This window comes from Micrococcaceae bacterium Sec5.7, assembly GCA_039636785.1.
GTDB lineage: Bacteria > Actinomycetota > Actinomycetes > Actinomycetales > Micrococcaceae > Arthrobacter.
The window spans coordinates 60,730-76,568 of the sequence record CP144170.1 but is presented as its reverse complement, the minus strand read 5'-3'; the positions used below and the strand labels follow the sequence as shown (position 1 = coordinate 76,568).

The 15,839-nt window shown below is 60.9% G+C and carries 16 protein-coding genes; 2 read left to right on the top strand and 14 right to left on the bottom strand.

Features of this window, described 5'->3' with window-relative positions:
- Positions 1 to 2: 2 nt before the first annotated feature.
- Positions 3 to 1,181, bottom strand: coding sequence for an AAA family ATPase (locus V3C33_21000; protein XAS69913.1), 1,179 nt, complete (start codon positions 1,179 to 1,181; stop codon positions 3 to 5).
- A gap of 220 nt (positions 1,182 to 1,401) precedes the next feature.
- Here V3C33_21000 and V3C33_20995 point away from each other — a divergent pair, with 220 nt between their 5' ends.
- Together V3C33_20995 and V3C33_20990 are read left to right on the top strand one after the other, a co-directional pair.
- Complete coding sequence (locus V3C33_20995; protein XAS69912.1) at positions 1,402 to 3,183, top strand: SIR2 family protein; 1,782 nt, start codon at positions 1,402 to 1,404, stop codon at positions 3,181 to 3,183.
- 212 nt (positions 3,184 to 3,395) lie between these two features.
- Positions 3,396 to 3,842 (top strand): hypothetical protein, encoded by a 447-nt coding sequence (locus tag V3C33_20990; GenBank protein ID XAS69911.1) that lies wholly within the window; start codon positions 3,396 to 3,398, stop codon positions 3,840 to 3,842.
- A gap of 123 nt (positions 3,843 to 3,965) precedes the next feature.
- Here the strand turns inward: V3C33_20990 and V3C33_20985 are convergent, their stop codons facing one another.
- The 13 genes from V3C33_20985 to V3C33_20925 form a co-directional block, all read right to left on the bottom strand.
- On the bottom strand, positions 3,966 to 7,076 hold the full coding sequence (locus tag V3C33_20985; protein ID XAS69910.1) for a LysM peptidoglycan-binding domain-containing protein: 3,111 nt from the start codon (positions 7,074 to 7,076) through the stop codon (positions 3,966 to 3,968).
- Positions 7,077 to 7,165: 89 nt separating this feature from the next.
- Positions 7,166 to 7,867 (bottom strand): hypothetical protein, encoded by a 702-nt coding sequence (locus V3C33_20980; GenBank protein XAS69909.1) that lies wholly within the window; start codon positions 7,865 to 7,867, stop codon positions 7,166 to 7,168.
- A 221-nt stretch (positions 7,868 to 8,088) separates the two neighbouring features.
- On the bottom strand, positions 8,089 to 8,691 hold the full coding sequence (locus V3C33_20975; GenBank protein ID XAS69908.1) for a hypothetical protein: 603 nt from the start codon (positions 8,689 to 8,691) through the stop codon (positions 8,089 to 8,091).
- A 167-nt stretch (positions 8,692 to 8,858) separates the two neighbouring features.
- A complete protein-coding gene (locus V3C33_20970; protein ID XAS69907.1) occupies positions 8,859 to 9,221 on the bottom strand; it encodes a pilus assembly protein TadG-related protein in 363 nt (120 codons plus the stop codon).
- Between the two features lie 47 nt (positions 9,222 to 9,268).
- Entirely contained in the window at positions 9,269 to 9,694 is a 426-nt protein-coding gene (locus V3C33_20965; protein XAS69906.1) for a pilus assembly protein, read from the bottom strand.
- Positions 9,691 to 10,110: a TadE family protein gene (locus V3C33_20960; GenBank protein ID XAS69905.1), complete on the bottom strand. Its 420-nt coding sequence runs from the start codon at positions 10,108 to 10,110 to the stop codon at positions 9,691 to 9,693. Before V3C33_20960 ends, V3C33_20965 begins: the two co-directional genes overlap by 4 nt.
- A 16-nt stretch (positions 10,111 to 10,126) precedes the next feature.
- Positions 10,127 to 10,357, bottom strand: coding sequence for a hypothetical protein (locus V3C33_20955; protein ID XAS69904.1), 231 nt, complete (start codon positions 10,355 to 10,357; stop codon positions 10,127 to 10,129).
- 72 nt (positions 10,358 to 10,429) lie between these two features.
- On the bottom strand, positions 10,430 to 11,305 hold the full coding sequence (locus V3C33_20950) for a TadC protein (protein XAS69903.1): 876 nt from the start codon (positions 11,303 to 11,305) through the stop codon (positions 10,430 to 10,432).
- The gene (locus V3C33_20945; GenBank protein XAS69902.1) at positions 11,302 to 12,174 is read right to left on the bottom strand and encodes a pilus assembly protein TadB; all 873 of its coding nucleotides are present in this window, start codon (positions 12,172 to 12,174) and stop codon (positions 11,302 to 11,304) included. Before V3C33_20945 ends, V3C33_20950 begins: the two co-directional genes overlap by 4 nt.
- 1 nt (position 12,175) lies before the next feature.
- Positions 12,176 to 13,696, bottom strand: coding sequence for an ATPase, T2SS/T4P/T4SS family (locus V3C33_20940; GenBank protein ID XAS69901.1), 1,521 nt, complete (start codon positions 13,694 to 13,696; stop codon positions 12,176 to 12,178).
- On the bottom strand, positions 13,693 to 14,523 hold the full coding sequence (locus V3C33_20935; GenBank protein XAS69900.1) for a hypothetical protein: 831 nt from the start codon (positions 14,521 to 14,523) through the stop codon (positions 13,693 to 13,695). Before V3C33_20935 ends, V3C33_20940 begins: the two co-directional genes overlap by 4 nt.
- Positions 14,524 to 14,525: 2 nt before the next feature.
- A complete protein-coding gene (locus tag V3C33_20930; protein XAS69899.1) occupies positions 14,526 to 15,188 on the bottom strand; it encodes an SAF domain-containing protein in 663 nt (220 codons plus the stop codon).
- Positions 15,185 to 15,838 carry a hypothetical protein gene (locus V3C33_20925; GenBank protein XAS69898.1) on the bottom strand — a complete coding sequence of 218 codons (654 nt, stop codon included), beginning with the start codon at positions 15,836 to 15,838 and terminating at the stop codon, positions 15,185 to 15,187. The genes V3C33_20930 and V3C33_20925 overlap by 4 nt, the downstream gene beginning before the upstream one ends.
- Position 15,839 lies beyond the last annotated feature (1 nt).

Below are 15,839 nucleotides of genomic sequence, written 5' to 3'. Positions count from 1 at the left end.
GCCTAGTCCAGTAGTTCTTGTCGCGCGATGAAGCCTGCCATCCCGGGGACAGTGAACGCAACGTGTCCGTATTCTGGAGAGTAGATCAGGCCTTTATCGATGAGTGTTGCCCGGGCGGGCCCCAGGGCCGTGGGCTTTTTTCCCATGTTGGATGCGATGTCACCGGTGCTGGAGGGTCCTTCTCCGTCCTGTGCCATTGCGTGAAGGAATCGGCGTTCAGCCTTGGTTGCTCGTTGCCATCTGGCGACGAAGAAGCCTGCGTCCAGTTTTTCGCGGCCCAGCGTGATTGCAGCATCTGCGTCATCGGGGGTGAAGGGGCTCTTGAGCGCGGATTCCCACATGGCGCTGCCGAATTCCTGTACGAAGTATGGGTACATCCCCGATGCTTCGATCATGAGTTCCAGGGCTTCGTGGGAGTAGTGCTGGCCGACGGACTTGGCCGGTTGTGTGAACGCATCCCGGGTCGCGTCCGGACTGAGTTTGCCTATGATTCTGTAGTCGAATGCCCTTTCGGCGTAGCTGCGGATCTCGGCTAGGCGGCCTGGCAGGTTCGGAAGGCCGGCGCCGACGACGAAGAATGGCAGCTGTTCCTGGTTGGCATGGTGCTGGGCTGAGATCAGCGCCCCCAGTAGCTCGTCGTCGAGGTCCTGCATCTCGTCGATGAATATGACAAAGCCGCTGCGTTGCTTCTTGAGCGCCGTGGAAAGGTCTTCGACCAGGTCCTTCAGATCGATCTCCAGGTGGCCGGTGGATGCTCTCGTAGGATCCACACTCACACCCAGCGAAATTCCCTTCACGCCGGCTGTTGCAGTAAACGAGGTAACCGTCGACAGCGCCTTCCGGACATAGTCTCCAGCTTGCAGGAGAGGTACCAGACGGCGAGCAGCGCTCTGCAGTTCGGCCGCAATGACTTTCCGGGCTTCCTGTTGGGCGCTCTCACCTCTGCGCGCTTCGAGCTTGATGGTGATCCACCCGTGATGATCAGCCAGCCCCTTCAGTCGCCGTAGAAGGACCGTTTTTCCAACGCCCCGCAGTCCCGAGAGGACCATGGGGCGTGCCTGCAAGTGCTTCTTTGTCCTGACAATCAGTAGATCGAACGCTGCAATCTCGGCGTCTCTGCCCGCGAGGTGCATTGGTTGCGCCCCGGAGCCAGGGTTGTAGGGGTTAAGTTCAAGCTGCATGAATCAAATGTAGCAACTTCTAGGGACAAATCAGTATTTCCTTAGAACCCTGTAGAAGTCTCTATAAGTGGCTACGCTTGCGATGCCGAATCAATCCAAAGTTCGTCGGGTCCTATTCCGCCGGCAGCACCCTTCCAGGACAGTTCACTGGCCCTTCGGCCAACGGCCAGGCTCACGACCAAAGCAAGAAGCCAGCACCACCTTGACCTATTGTGGCGATATGACTACTCGCACCATCGATCCTCGCATTGGCCTTGCTTTGTCCGTGCAAGCCCAGCCAGGCGTCTATGCCCTCCTTATTGGTTCCGGGTCATCTACTGGCGCGGGAATCCCCACGGGCTGGGGTGTCATCAAAGATCTAGTGCGGCAGGCATCTGCCGTCGCGGGGACGCCACTGAGCGCTGATGCCGGCGATGAGGAGGTAGCTAGATGGTGGGACGAGCATGGCGACAGCAAAGAACTTGGCTACTCCGGACTCCTCGAGTCTCTGGGGCGAACGCCGGCCGCGCGGAGCGCCCTCCTTCACGGCTACTTCGAACCAACGGACGAAGACCGAGCCGACAACCGCAAGGTGCCTGGTAAGGCGCACCATGCAATCGCTGAACTTGTCCGCCGAGGCGCCATCCGAGTCATCCTGACAACCAATTTCGATAGCCTCATCGAGCAAGCACTAGACCAGGCATCGGTGCCGTACCAGGTGCTGTCCACCGAGAGCGCGATTAAAGCACGAAAACCCCTCCATCATGCCGACTGTACTGTTATCAAGCTCCACGGTGATTACAAGTCGCTGGACCAGAAGAACACTCTCGCCGAGCTGACGGAGTACGGGCCAGCAACGCACGAAATCCTTCAAGAGGTCATGGAAAACTTTGGTCTGATCATCAACGGATGGTCAGCCGACTGGGACAAAGCCCTGGTGGAGGCGCTACAAGGTAGGCATAGCCGCCGCTACCCCCTGTACTGGTCCACGTTGTACGGGCTGGGGTCTGCCGCCGACACGCTGATCGAACAACATACAGCCGCGGTTATCAGCGGAGTCACTGCAGATGAATTCTTTCCCGACCTTCAGCAACGGCTTGAATCCTTGGACGCCCTGGCCGCGCCGCAGCTGACCGAAGACATGGCTGTCGCCCGTCTAAAAAGACTCCTTCCCCACCGAGAGTCGTACATTGAGATCCGCGAACTTTTGACCTCCGAAATAGAGGGCATTGCCTCATACATCCGTGAGCGGGGCGGTTCCTTTCCTTCAGGAGAAGACTTTGCTGTCTCCTACGACAATGAATGTCTGGCTCTGCGAAGCCACTCTCAGACTCTGGTACGCCTCATGGCAACGGGGGTGGCACTCGATCGTGATCGTGTCCACGCGGAGCTCTGGGTGTGGGCAGTTCAGCAGCTGATGAAGGCCAGGAAGCATGTTTCCCCTTACCAGGATGCCTGGGTCAATTTGGCGCATTACCCTGCGCTGTTGACGTTGAGGGCGATCGCAATGATGGCTGTGACCGAAGACCGGGAGGACGTGTTTATCCGTGTGGCAACAGAGACGAAGTGGAGAGACAGTTATTCCAGCCGCGATCCAGAGCCTGCCTTCATGGTTCTTCAGGACGAGAGGGTGGTGGACCACGCGCTGGCGAAGGCGGCCCCGCGGTGGAATGGTACGCAGTGGATGTATCCCCAAAGTGAGCTTATTTTCGATGACATGCAAACGTTGATTGGACATCTGGTTGGGTCCGGCGACGACTTTAAGAGGGACTTTTGCCGGGCGGAGTACCGCATGGCTATGGCTCATGCGTTCCTTACTCCGATATCTAGTCGCCCTTCGTCAGGCAAGTATTGCTATGGCGCCACTCGTTCGAGTGAGAAGAATATGTGGCAGAAGGACTTTGAGCTTAACGGCGATCGTCAGGCGTGGAGTTGGTCGCCCGTCGCCAATGGAGAGGAAGATCCTTTCGCTGCAAAACTAGACGAACTTTCTGCTCTCCTTGCAACGTACGAGCGCTGGTAAGGCATTGTCGGTCCTCCGACATTGATCTCAACTACGCCGGCAGCGATCGCCAAACCGACGTCGAAGTTCAAATCATCAGCTAGCGCCCAGATCAGCCCGTGACGCTGTCAGGCATTTGAAAAAACTGACGGTTCACACTGTCCGGTTTCCCCCGATCAGGTCCCCTCTTGTTTCTAGGTGCTGAACGCGCCGGTCAACGCAGAGGGGGAACCATGAGTATCGCGTCCATCAAGCCAGTTCCGGTAGGTGGCAGGTCATCCCGCCCGCAGCAAAGGGCTGTTCATCGTCCGGAGTCCGTCTCCGTCGCGTCGGATTTGTTCGCTGACCTGGTCATTTCGGCTGCTCAGGTTTCGGCCTTTGACGTGGCAGAGGCTCAATGTGAAGAGAAGGACGTTGACCTGGCACTTCAGCAAGCCCTTGGCCGTCCCCTGGCCAGGATCCTCAAGGGGGAAAACGCGATGATCTGGGCCGGACTGTATTTGAGGACCTTTGTGGCCGCGCTTCACCGCCGCCAGTTCCTGACTGCACTGCCCATCATCAGTGTGCAGGACCTGCTGACATTCATGACGGCTGAAATGGAGGCCGGCCATGGGCTGGCTGCGGGAGAGTGGCAGGAGCTGAGAGATTCTCTGTTTGGGCGGCCGCGGGATCTTCGGTAGGTGCTCGAAACGAGTCAATCCTTTCCCGCCCCATCACCTATACGACAAATAAGAATCCCCGTGCTTCCACTCCGTTTTGGCGGGAGGAAACACGGGGATTCTTATGTCCCATGTACCAGGTGGCTAGCTGGCTTTGAGTTTTTCGAAGCGGACTTCGAGCTGGTTGATCAGGTCCAGGGTTTCCTGTTCGGGTGCTTCTTCCTCCATAGCTTCGCACTGGTCGAAGATCTGCTGGACGGTGCGGTTGAAACCTTCCTGGTCCTCGCTCATGGCGTAGGCGAGAAGCTTGTGCCTCTTGTGGATCTCTGAGGAGGGGTTGACCATGGTTCCCCGCAGCGCCGCTTTGAGCATGAGTGCAGGGTTGCCGGTTTCCTTTGCCCGTTCGGCAACTTCGTAGGCGACGTCGCTGATGGCGGCGATCATCTTCTGCTGGTCCAGCTCGGCCCATCCCCAGGCGCCGCGTCCGGAACGGATGCCCTGGAAGGGCTGGCCTGTGACAAGCTCCAGGGCGGCTTCCAAGCGTGCGTCGGATGCGTCCAGGGGATCTGGGCCCACCAGTTCCTGGAACACGTCCCAGTCTGTCCGGACGGTGTCCAGGAGGGTATAGGACTTGGCGACGTCGAATTTGACCAGGTAATCCTGCCCGTCGCCGGTGGAGTCGAGCCATTTACGGGCCCGGGTGATCAGCGGGTTGCGCTTGTTGGCCGTCATGACGTTGTTCGGATGGATGTTCTGGTCATACTCCTCGGTGGACTGGTTCCGGTGAAGTGCCAGGAAGGCGATGACTTCCGTTGCGCGGGCAACGCTGGCGCCCTTGACGGTTGCCGGGTGTACGCCATGGGCGTTTTCGACCCGGACGTTTCCCAGGACCCGCACGAAAGGAGCGTCGGGGAGTTCGATACGGATTTCCTCGGCCGCCGGCGCAGGCCGGTTCTTCCGCCTGTCGATGTCGATCAAGCTGGCCGGGCTGTCGGGCACGATCACCGGGGAGAGTTCAGGCGATGTTTCCGGTTCCGCGATCGCGGGGGTGGCAACGACGGCGGCAACCTTGATCTCGGGAACGACGTGTGGTGCCGGCTGTGGTTCTTCGATGGTGGAGCGCAGCACGGAGAGGATGTTGGTGTAGTTGGCTCCGGCCACGACCTGAGCCTGAAGTTCGATACCGGCCGGCAACAGCTTGGCCATGCGGTCCTTGCCGATGTCCAGTGACCACTCTCCTGCCAGATGCCCTTGGGTGATCGCGGCAATTCCCACGCGTGGAACGTTCTGGATCAGGGCGGCCAGGCGAGCGGTGGTTTCTTCGTCGGGCAGCTGCGCCAGGAGGATGATCTCCGGCGGCCACGGATCCTGGCTCTTTGAGGAGATCCGGGCATCGTGGGAGGAATTGAGGTCCAGCTCCTCCAGCAGAAGAGAGTCAGTTTTTGCCCTGGCCTCCAGATCGCTGACGAGTTCCTGGATGTTTTTGATGTGCCGTACCCGGCCGGTGTTGAAGGCGGAAGGGAGTTCGGAAGCGAAACCTACAACGCTGACCCGCAGCTCCTCAGACCACTTGGAGCAAGCCAGTTCAATGGCAATGGCAGTGAGAGCGCCCTCCGTCATCTCAGGGTCCCCAGCAAGGTTCAGTGCGCCGATTTGTTCCAGGTCAACGAGGATGTGGCCTTCGGCGGAATCCTGCCCCAGGGTGACCAGCGCCGGGTAAGGGGCGGAGGTCTGCGGCTCGAAGGACGTCACGCGGCGGGGGTCAATGGACCAAGCGCAGTTATCGTCAGAAACGGCTTCGAACGGTTCCGGCAGTTCCGACGCCTGGTCAAGGTAAAGCTCGACTGTTCCAGGGGAAAGCCGGACGGCAAACAGTTTGGGCAGTTCCTGGTTGGTTTCGTATGCCCAATCGGCCAGGTGGTGCAGGATGCGATCGATGTCGTCGACGCCGGCCGGATCTTCAGCTGCCCGAAGCTCCAGCTCGGTAACGGCAATGTCGTGGGACGGGACGGCGATTCGCTGACCTACGCGGCGGCTGCGGTTCTGGGTTGCACGCCGGGCACCGATCAGGGTTAGGAAACCTGCAGCGAGAATGCCGCCGGCGCCCCACAGCGTTGAGACGGGGAACGCATCGCCGGCGGACTCTTCACCGGTGTCGGCTGCTGTTTCGATGTCTTCTACTGGCGCGGCCGGGGCAGGAGCTGCTTCGGTTATCTGTTCCGATGCAGCCGGTGCGGTGTCCGGGGCAGCAGCTTCGGCGGGGGCCTCAGCAGCGGGGCTGACTTCGGCTTGGGGAGCCGGCGAGTCCAGCGGAGGAGCGACCTCGGGCTCAGCTGCAGGGGTTGTGAGGGCAGGCGAACTGGAGGCGGGTGCGATGGCTGCAGGTGTTGTATCGGGAGCGATCAGGCGGTAGCCGGGAAGTACCTGCCCGGTGTTGCCGATCTGGGTTCCATCGGGCTGGGTGATGCTTTGTGATGCGGCGAAGATTACGGGGGCCTTGGAGGGATCTCCATATTCGGCGGCCGCCAGAGTTTCGAGAGTGTCCCCTGCCTGGACGGTGATTTCTTTGTCAGCGCCGATTGTCGCGTCTGCCGGCAGCTGGAGAGTCCATCCGGCGTTGACGAAGTGGTTTTCGCTCAGGGAGCCGCCGTCCTGCTGCGGTACCCCGTAGTTGAGCTGGGCGATCTCAGCGAAGCGGTTTCCATCGCCCAGGTGTGCCTCTGCCAGCGACCAGAGCGAATCACCGTTCTTTACTGGCACCGAAGGGTTGGAGGTGGTCTCCTGCACTGCCGGGGCAGATGTCTGAAGAGGGGCTACCGACGTCGTCGGTGTTGGTGTCTGTGCTGCAGAGACGCTGGTTTCGTTGGCGGTTGGCATGTCATGGGGTGTGGCCGCGGTGGCGGCTGTCGCGCTGCCGAGACCCACGAACATGACCAGGACAGCGCCAATGAGGACGCGGCCGGCACCCTGTTGCACGGCCAGGCCCCTGATCCGGGGAGGATCGATCCCGCGGATGGCAGAGGGAATGACGCTTACGATGCCGATGGCGAAGGTCAGCCACGCCACCCAGGCAATCACGGGCAGCACATGGCCTGTCAGGAAGGACCCCGTCCAGTCCGGCTGGGTCAACCCCTGGACAAGGGTTTCCCAGGACGGGATGGGGTTTCCGGCGAGTGCCACGAGTGCCGTTGGAATACCTACCAGGAGGATTGCGAGACCTGCCAGTGCCGCGATTCCGGAGATGAACTTCTTCATGACCTCAACCTTTACTTGATCTGACTTATATAAAACTTAGGCGGTAACGGACCACTCTGTCAATTAACTTTCGTGGCCCGCACCCGGGCTTAGCGGTTTACGATGACCGTCTGCATTTCGCCGATCTCGATCTGCGTGGAGTTCTGGACAGTTGTTGTGGCTGTTCCGGTCTGTCCGCCGGCCGTCCAGTCGAATGTCCAGTTACTGGTGGCCGTGACGGTGTATTTACCGCCCGGCTGATCCTTGGACATCCGTGTGTACATGTGGCCGCAGGTGGGTGAGGGACTCAGCCCGAAACCTTCCTGGTACGCGGTTCCGGCGTTGGCGCAGGAAATGACGGTGCCGTCTCCCATGTTCCAGTCGATGCTGGTGACGTGGGCGGTCCCGGTGATTGCCACGCCGCCGATGGTGGCGCTCTGCGCCCAGGGCCCATAGGTTTGCTGGGACGGGGCGGAAACCCACATCCAGACAGGCAGACCCACGGAACCCTTTGATCCGGCCTTGGCTTCCGGTGCAATGCCGATCGGTACGCCCTGGAACACGAACTGACGCAGCAGTTGGGCTGCAGCCTGGGCAGGAGTGATGGCAACAACGCCAGGAGGCGGCTGGTCCAGCCAGCGCGTCGACGAGATGGCGGCCAGACCAAGTTGGCCACCCAGCGGACGCGTGCATTCGTACCAAGCGCCGTCGCCAGCCGTCTTCCCCCCGGGAGGTGCCTTCTGAGGATCAGCCAGGCGCCAGTAGCATTCGTCGGCGTTGGACCACGAACCCTTATCGCTGGTGCAGTCCACTTCCTTATCGCCTTGCTTGCACTCCGTCGGCCCAGGCTGGAGAACAACATCAACTCCACCAGGCTTGGAACCGCCCGGGCCAGGAGACGCGCCTGGAACGTCCACATCAACGTCACAGCGATTGTTGGCGCAGCCGCCACTCATCGGCTGGACTGCCTGAGCTGCCGGTACGCCGACGGACAAAGCCAGCACAGAAGCAAGCAGCAGCAAAGAGGCCTTTTTTAGCATGGGATCACCGCGTCTTGGGTAACCTTCGTGACCATCCACAACTTGCTCGTGGGGTTGTACTCGGCAGTGAACTGGTACAACGCACGCGGGGCTTCAGATGTCGGGGCAGCGGAACCATCTGGCCGCGTTCCTTTGACTTGTGACGAGTCAACGCAGACCGACATGTCAGTGAAGCCAAATTCGAGGCTTTGATCCCCTGCCGTCAGATTGCTTGCGTAACCTTCCTTCAGAGTCACGGTGCTAAGCCCGGTGTACTTCGTGGCTGACTTCGAAGAGGCGGCCACGAAGTCTTCAGCAAACTTGAGTGCCGGACCAGTTGACACGGCCTTCACCTGAGTCGTATCAAGGCTCTTTGCGTTGGCAGCTTCCTCCATCGCGGTTTCATACTTCTGTACCGCGCCCAGCCCGTCTTTGAGAGCCTGTCCCTCGGTGGTGGGGGCGCTCACGTCGGTGGCGGTGGGTGTTGGTGTGGCCTTAGCGGTTTCGCTGGCAGTTGGTGTGGTTGTTGTCCCTGGAGTTGCACCACCCTGGCATGCGCTTAGAACGAGTGCGCCGGCGAGGGCGATCGATCCGATGACAATCTTGGTGGGCTTCATGGATTGGGTCCTTTTCCTCTGCGGCGTTTGGGCCAGTGTGTGTTCCTCGCCCTTTATGGGAGCGAGTGAAGGGTGGAAAGCATGGTGATGGTGATGGCGAGTGAGACGGCGGCCAGGGCGGCTAATGCCGTTGCCCATATCAAGGGTTTGAGTGGCATGGTTCTCCTTCATCGTTTGAGGATTTCGGCGCTGGCGGTCGCTTGGCTGGTGAGGCTTGAGATCCCGATCAGTCCAAGGAAAACCGTTGGAGTTGTCTTGGAGACGTTCACTGTGACGGTGGTCCCTGAAGTGCTGGCGCTTCCGGTGAGGCCGGCGGCGGTGATGTAGCTTTGCGCTGCTGCCTGGGCTGCTTGGGGATTAACAATCGGGGACCCGCCGGTGACTGTTGATCCGGTGACGGCACTGGCGCCTGCGCGTGCGGCTGCTTCCGCCACGGATCTTGTTTCTTGTTGTGCCGTGGTTTTTGCACCGCCATCAACCACGAGGCCGATGGCGATCATGAGCCCGAGGAAAAGAACGACGAAAAACATCGTCGCGGATCCGCGCTCTTGCTCTGCAGTCCTGCTGGCCTTCACGGCTACCTCTGCCTGTACGGGTCGACGGGCGAGCTGGCGCTTTTATTGACTGAGATGGAGCCGGGCAGCCCGGGAAGGAGATTGGAAAGTGGGACGTTGCAGCTGACGTTGGCCGTAACGATCCCGGTCTGTCCCAGGGGTGCCAGGAATCGGCTGGTGTCCAGGGATACGTTTTGTCCGCTGCAGGTCGCACCGCTTTGGGCCATCGAGACGCTGGCCGCTTCGTTTGCCCTGGCTTGAGCGAGGTCTGCGCTTCGGGCAAGAGATCCGTCCCGGGCTGCTGAGGATGCAGCTGACTGGACGGCGTTGTTTGCCCACGAGATCCGGACGCCGGCTATAAGTAGTCCGATGAGGAGTATTGCGCCGCCGGCGAGGATGACTGTTTCGAGGGTCAGGGATCCCCGTTCTTTGTCTTGGGTCTGCTTCATGGTGCGTCGACCCACCGTTCGAGGGGGCCGCTGACCGTTGCTTTGACGGCAGGTCCTCCCCATCCGGGAACGATGGATGGACCTGTCCCGGTGACGATGACGGTGACGCTTGTTGCGGAGCGGGCCACCTGGACGTTTTGGTTTCGCAGGGTGTCAGTGGTTCCGGAGAGCACGTTGTAGGCGCCGCTTTGCCCGGCATCTGAGGATGAATTGAAGGCTTTCGCCCCTGCGTATCCTGCTGATGCTGCGCTCTGGGCTATATTTTGGGCGTGCATCCAGAACGCGGTCTGCAGGATTCCGAATATCAGCAGTATGAACACGGGGTAGAGAATGACGCCCTGCAGACTGACGGAACCACGTTCAGCCCCGTCACCTGGTAAGCGGTGGCGGAGCTGAGTGTTTGAAGTGGTGGCCATGACTGGTCTCCCGGGCTTAGCCGCCGGGGAGTTCCGCCGCTTTGGAGTTAATCGCCGCTACTACGATGGCGAGCACGACGGCGGCGACGAGGGCGATTCCGACGGTCCAGATGATCTGTTCCAGGGTGAGGGATCCACGTTCTTTGGGATCGTCTTTGAGCAACAGTCGCCGGTTGTGAACCGCTGATTTGAAGTTGACTCCAGCGATGTGGAGCGTTGCAGCTACGCGGAGAAGAGCCTGGTTCATTTGTCTTTCCTTTGTTTGATGGTTACCCCCGTACACCAACAAGAGGTGCCGTGAATGGCCGATTCCGGACATTCAACTAGTGATTAGTTTAAACAGTGGTGGGGTGGCGATGAGTGCGATGAAGATCAGGCCCATCAGGGCCATTGGCATGGTGATGCGTTCCGAGTCTGCGTTGGCCCTGGAACGGGCTTCGTTGAGAAGCTGGACCCGCAGGCCTTTTCCGCGCGCGCGCAGCGGTTCGTAGACGCTGGCGCCTTCGGCTCCGGCCAGGCGCATGATGTCGGCCAGGTCTGATAGCTCGGGGACACCGATTTCCTTGGAGAACTGCTTCAGCGCATCCCAGGGCCGCTGGCCTTTGTATCGGGCGAGCTGGAGTTCCTGGCGGATCCGGACGAACACCCAGGAGTCTGCGACGTCGGCTGCATGTTCCAGGGCGATGGTGGCCGCCGTGGCACGTTTGCGTTCGGCCGCTACGAGTTCGATGTAGGTTGCCACTGCCCTGGCGAATTCCTGGCGCGCTTCGGCCGCTTTCTGGGTGATGGTGAGGTTTGTTGCCCACATGAGCAGTACGGCTAGGCCCAGGCTTACGGGCAGGGAGAAAATGAGGATGGGTGCCGGCAGCCCCAGGATCAGGACGAACACGGTGCCAAATGCCGGCGGTATCACCAGGCCCATGATTCCCATAAGGGCCTGGTTGGCTGAGTGCTGTTCGGAGGTTGCTCCAACGAGGGCCAGGTCTTTTTTGTTGACGCCGAATTTGGAAAGGACTCCACGTTGCATGAGGCGTCCGAGTTGAGCCCGGAAATCAGCTTTGCTGGTGTCGACCTCGACTGTTCCCAGGTTCTCCAGCGCAGCGGAAAGTTTGGGGTGGCGGGGGGAGAGTTCAGCGACTATCCAAACCAGGGCGAGGCCGACGGTGCCTCCGATAATGAGGGTTGTCCAGATCATGCCCGGGCTCCTTCCGAGTCAACGAGGATCCGCGGCGGCAGATCCGGTTTGGTCAGTGAGTGCATCCATTTCAGGGCAACGGCGTAGGCGCCGATGATGAGGGTGAGGATGCCCTGGCCGATGGGTGTTTGGTAGACGGAGAAGAAGTCCGCGAGGAAAGTAGCCGCAGCTACCATGGCCCCTACGGTGAAGATGGTCACCCACTTGGCCGTGGTCCTGTTCGTTTCCCGGGCGGCGTCGATCTCCCGGCGCTGCCTGATCTCTTCAAAGATGGTTTGGGCGAGGTCGTCCAGGGCGTCCTGGAGGCCCGAAACTTTGATCTTGGAAGCAAGGATCAGGTGTGCGGCCAGCAGGTCGGCGGTGGGGTCATTCAGCTCGTTTGCGAGGGCTTTGAAGGCCCTCTTGTGGGACCAGCGGGAATTGAGCCTGACAACGAGGTTGTTCAGCTGTGGCCGGATGGCTTCAGGCGCATTGGGCAGGCTGCTGACAACTGCTCCGGTCAGGGTGGTCGATCCTGTCCCCAGGAGCCCGGACAGGGACCTGGCCCAGGATTCGAGAGCTTCGAGCTGGGCAATTTCCTTGATCTGTTTTGAGGTGCTGAACAGCGGCGGGAGGAGCAGCGCTGCAGCCGGCACGGCAACGAGTGTGACGAGCCAGCCGGTGCGGGCAAAAAGCAGCAGTCCGCCGGCGATCCCCAGGACCAGGGCCAGAGCCTGTCCTGGACCGAGGCGTTGCCGCAGGCGGGCCCATGGCGAGAGCCGGTTGCTGGTTGGCCGGGATTGCCCCGGTGTCCTGGTGAATTCGAGGATGATCCACAGGATGCCGAAGCCGGTGCCAAGGGCGCAGAGTATGGCCAGGATGGTGTTCATCTCAGCCGGCCCTCAACTGTTCGACGTCGTATCCATGCTGTTCCAGCTCCCAGAGCATGTCATCGCGAGGCAGTTCCTGGAATACTGCGTCCCCGCCACGGGTGCGGGATTTGAAGATCAGGCTGGCGATGGGCGCTTCCCCGTCGCCGCCGGGCTGTACTTCAGCGATTTCCGTGACGTGGCGCTTTTGGCCTGGTCCGGAGAATCGGGAGAGCTGGACGATGATCTGGATATGGTCCTGGATCTGTCGGTAGGCGAAAGCCGGGGACGTGCCGATCCGCTTCTGCTGCAGGTCGGCCAGCTTGGCGATGGCGTCTTTGGCGGTCTTCGCGTGGATGGTGGTCATGGATCCTGCCGCGCCGGCGAAGACGCCGAACACCGCTTCCGTCTCGTCGTCGCGGAGTTCTCCAACGATGATGCGTTGGGCGTCGAAGCGAAGAGAGTCTGCGACCAGTTCACGCAGCGAAACCCCACCAATGCTTTCCCCGGTTCGCGGATCCCGCTCGCCCTGGCCCGGACGTGCTTCCAGGGACTTGAGGTTGTAGTGCTGGTCTTCGCTGAGGTGCAGCTCCCGCTCGGTTTCGATGGTGATGACCGGTTCCCATGGACCCATGCTGGCGCACAAAGCGCGGACGAATGTCGTCTTGCCGGCGCCTGGGTGGCCGGACACGACGATGGACATCTTGGCTTTGACGCAGGCTGAGAGGAAGTCGGCCGCGGCCTGGGAGAGCATTCCGTACTGGGTCACAAGATCGTCCAGGGTGATCTTTTTGATGCGGTGGCAACGGATGGTGAGAGTCGGACGGGGTGCGATCGGCGGGTGCGCAGCCTGGAGACGGTCCCCGGAGGGCAGCATCATGGAGAGCCTGGGATTCTGGGCATTAAACTCCCGTGCGCCCTCCCCCCGTTCCTCACACCAGGTCTGGATCATTTCGATAAGAGCTTCGTCGCTGGACGCTATGGCCGGATGCCATTCATCGGAGCCGTTGGAGCGGCGAACGATGACCCGGTCGAAACCATTGATATGGATGTTCTCGATCGTGGGATCATCCAGCAACGGTTGCACCGCGCCCATTCGGTATGCCTGGTTGAACAGGACGACCTGCAGCGCCTGGTGCTGGCTTTGGGTGAGGCGCGGGATTCCATCACGGACGCGTGACTCATCCAGGGAAGCGAGGACACCGGCGATGATGGCCCGGCCGATTTCGTCCTTGTTCTCCGGGGTTTCGTCCCGTGTCTGTCGGATCTCGGAGATCTCGACAGCGAGTCTTTCGATGAGGGTCCAGTCGCTGGCAGGTTCGAGGTCTGCCGATTCCGCTGCCCTGGGCCGGGGAGCTTCCTGAGGCTCTGCCTCAACAGGCCGGGCTGGGGTGCCTTGGTCAGGAACTGCGGCAATCCGGCGGCGGCCGGTGTCCCGGCGTGCTGCAGCTGCAAGATGTCCGGCTGCAGGGTGGGCCGGCGCGGTCGAGTCGGCAAGCGGAAGGTCTTTGAAAATGTCGAGGTTTTCCGGACTGGTGGTCACGAGAGCTCCTCCACTTCGTTGTCCAGGGCCTCGTTCAGCAGGCTCCTTCGACGGTCAAGGTCCTGATGCAGTGTCTCTACCAGAGAGTCGACGGCCTTGATATAGGGCCTTTTCTCGAACCTGCCGCTGTTGGTGATGTGTGCGCCGTCGCTGAATACTGACGCGCACTTGTCATCCCAGGGGAGCGAGCCGATGAGCCTCAGGCCGAGACTGGAAGCGACTTTAGTCGGAGGGTATTCGGTGCCGGGCTTTTCCACGGTGAGGATCGACAGGTGATCGCTGTGGCCGATATCCCCCAAGGTTGCCCGGATATCTTCAAGGCGGGAGCGGACAGCGAAGGCGTCGGGCATGGTGGGACGGGCGACAAGTACGACGGCGTCAGCTGAGCGCATCAGCGCAGATCGGACGTCCCCGACATTCCAGCGCCCGGCGTCGATGATGACATCGGTTCCGGCGGATTCGAATGTATCTGCTCCGGAGATAACATCGCCCCAGAGGTGATCGAGCGAGGGCGCACTTTTGGGGTCCATGAGCCCGGGCAGTACCCACTGCTGGGCGTCCTGGACGTTGTCGCTGTCCAGGGGGTGCAGCTGGGCCCACATGTCGTTGTAGTCAATGTGGCCGGCCTGGGCCGCGGCAACAGCGAGGTTGATGAGGCTCTTTTTTCCAGTGACCGTTCCCTTGAGGTAACCGGACAGGACAGCCGAGGCCCGTGAGGTATCGGCTTCCAGGAGGATTGAGTTTCGGTACCAGCGTCGGGTTGCTGCGACGGCCGCGGTGGTGATGCCCGGGGATCCGCAGACGCTGAACATGAGCGTGGTGGCCATCGCTACTTATCCCCGTCCAGGATCAGGGCAACGCGTCCGGTGGCGGCTTTGGCTGCAAGGATCGGGGCGTCTGCTTTAGGGACCATCACAGCGACCAGGGTTTGCCCGGAAACGGTGTCCTTTTCGGTGGAGACGACGGAGGCGCTGACAGCCTGGGGTGTTTCCCTGGGGACCTCAGCCTGGTTGGCCGGGGTGCTGACGATGCGGACTTTGTCGCCGTTAGTCAGCGGGTAGGGCGGCAGCTGGGAATTGTTCAGTGACATTCCAACCAGTGACTGGTCGTCCGGAAGCCCGGCGCCTGAGCTGATGGCCTTAGGGACAACGAGTGATCCTGCGGGGATATCCACGACGGCTGTTTTGCCGATGACGTCACCCTGCTGAGTGGTCAGGAAGTGCGGGATCGGTTCGCCTTCTGGGATTTGAACGGCGGTGAGATCGTCCACCTCGAATATGTGGCCGCGGGCGATGTCCCCCTTTACTGCGAAGACGGTCTCGCTGCGTCCCTGGGACTGCAGGATCCAGACGAAGAGGAGCGCCATCACAATGATGAGTGCGATGGCAGCTCCGATGATGGGCAGCCGGGGCTTGGACTGGACAGGAGATGCCAGGGAGCGGGCCTTGCGAGGCTTCTCGGTGTCCTGAGCGGTCGCTGTTGCCGCGCTCATTTTGACTGGCCCTTCGTTATCTGTTCGATTTCGTCCTTGAGGTACTCGCTTAACGCCGTAACGATCAGCCTGTTGCGGTTTCCGCCGGCGTACTCATTGGCGAGATGGTTCAGTACATCCATGTGCTGGCCGCCGATCCGCATGGCCTTGCTGTGTTTCTCGGAGGCGTCTTCCTCGATTACTTGCACCGTTTGTGGGCGCCCGAAGAGGTTCGCCTTAGGGACGGCCACACGTTTGCTCTCCAGGAGCCCGGGGAGAACGTCAATGGTGGCATCGATGGCGTTGAAGAGAACGTTGGGGAACGAGAGCTTTGTCCGTTCCTTGTGAGCCTCCAGCGCCTGGATCAGGACCTTGGATCCTCGGATGGTGAGGTTGCCCGGAACCGCGGCGCCGCGGTCCTCTGTGGGCGCCTTTTCCTGCTCCCCCGCCGGGCTGGAATGGGCGGGCTGGACCGCTGGATTGAGTTGCGGTGCGATTGCCTGCATAGCGGGCTGCGAGGCGGGAGCAGCGGCCGGCACGAGTGCCGCTGGCAACGGCTGGGGCTGGGGCTCAGTATCTGCCGACTGGTCGCTTCCGGCAGGGTTGGCTGAGGGAGGTACTGCTGTGCGCTTGAGGCCGCCCAGTGCGCTGAGGCTCTTCTTTGACTCCATG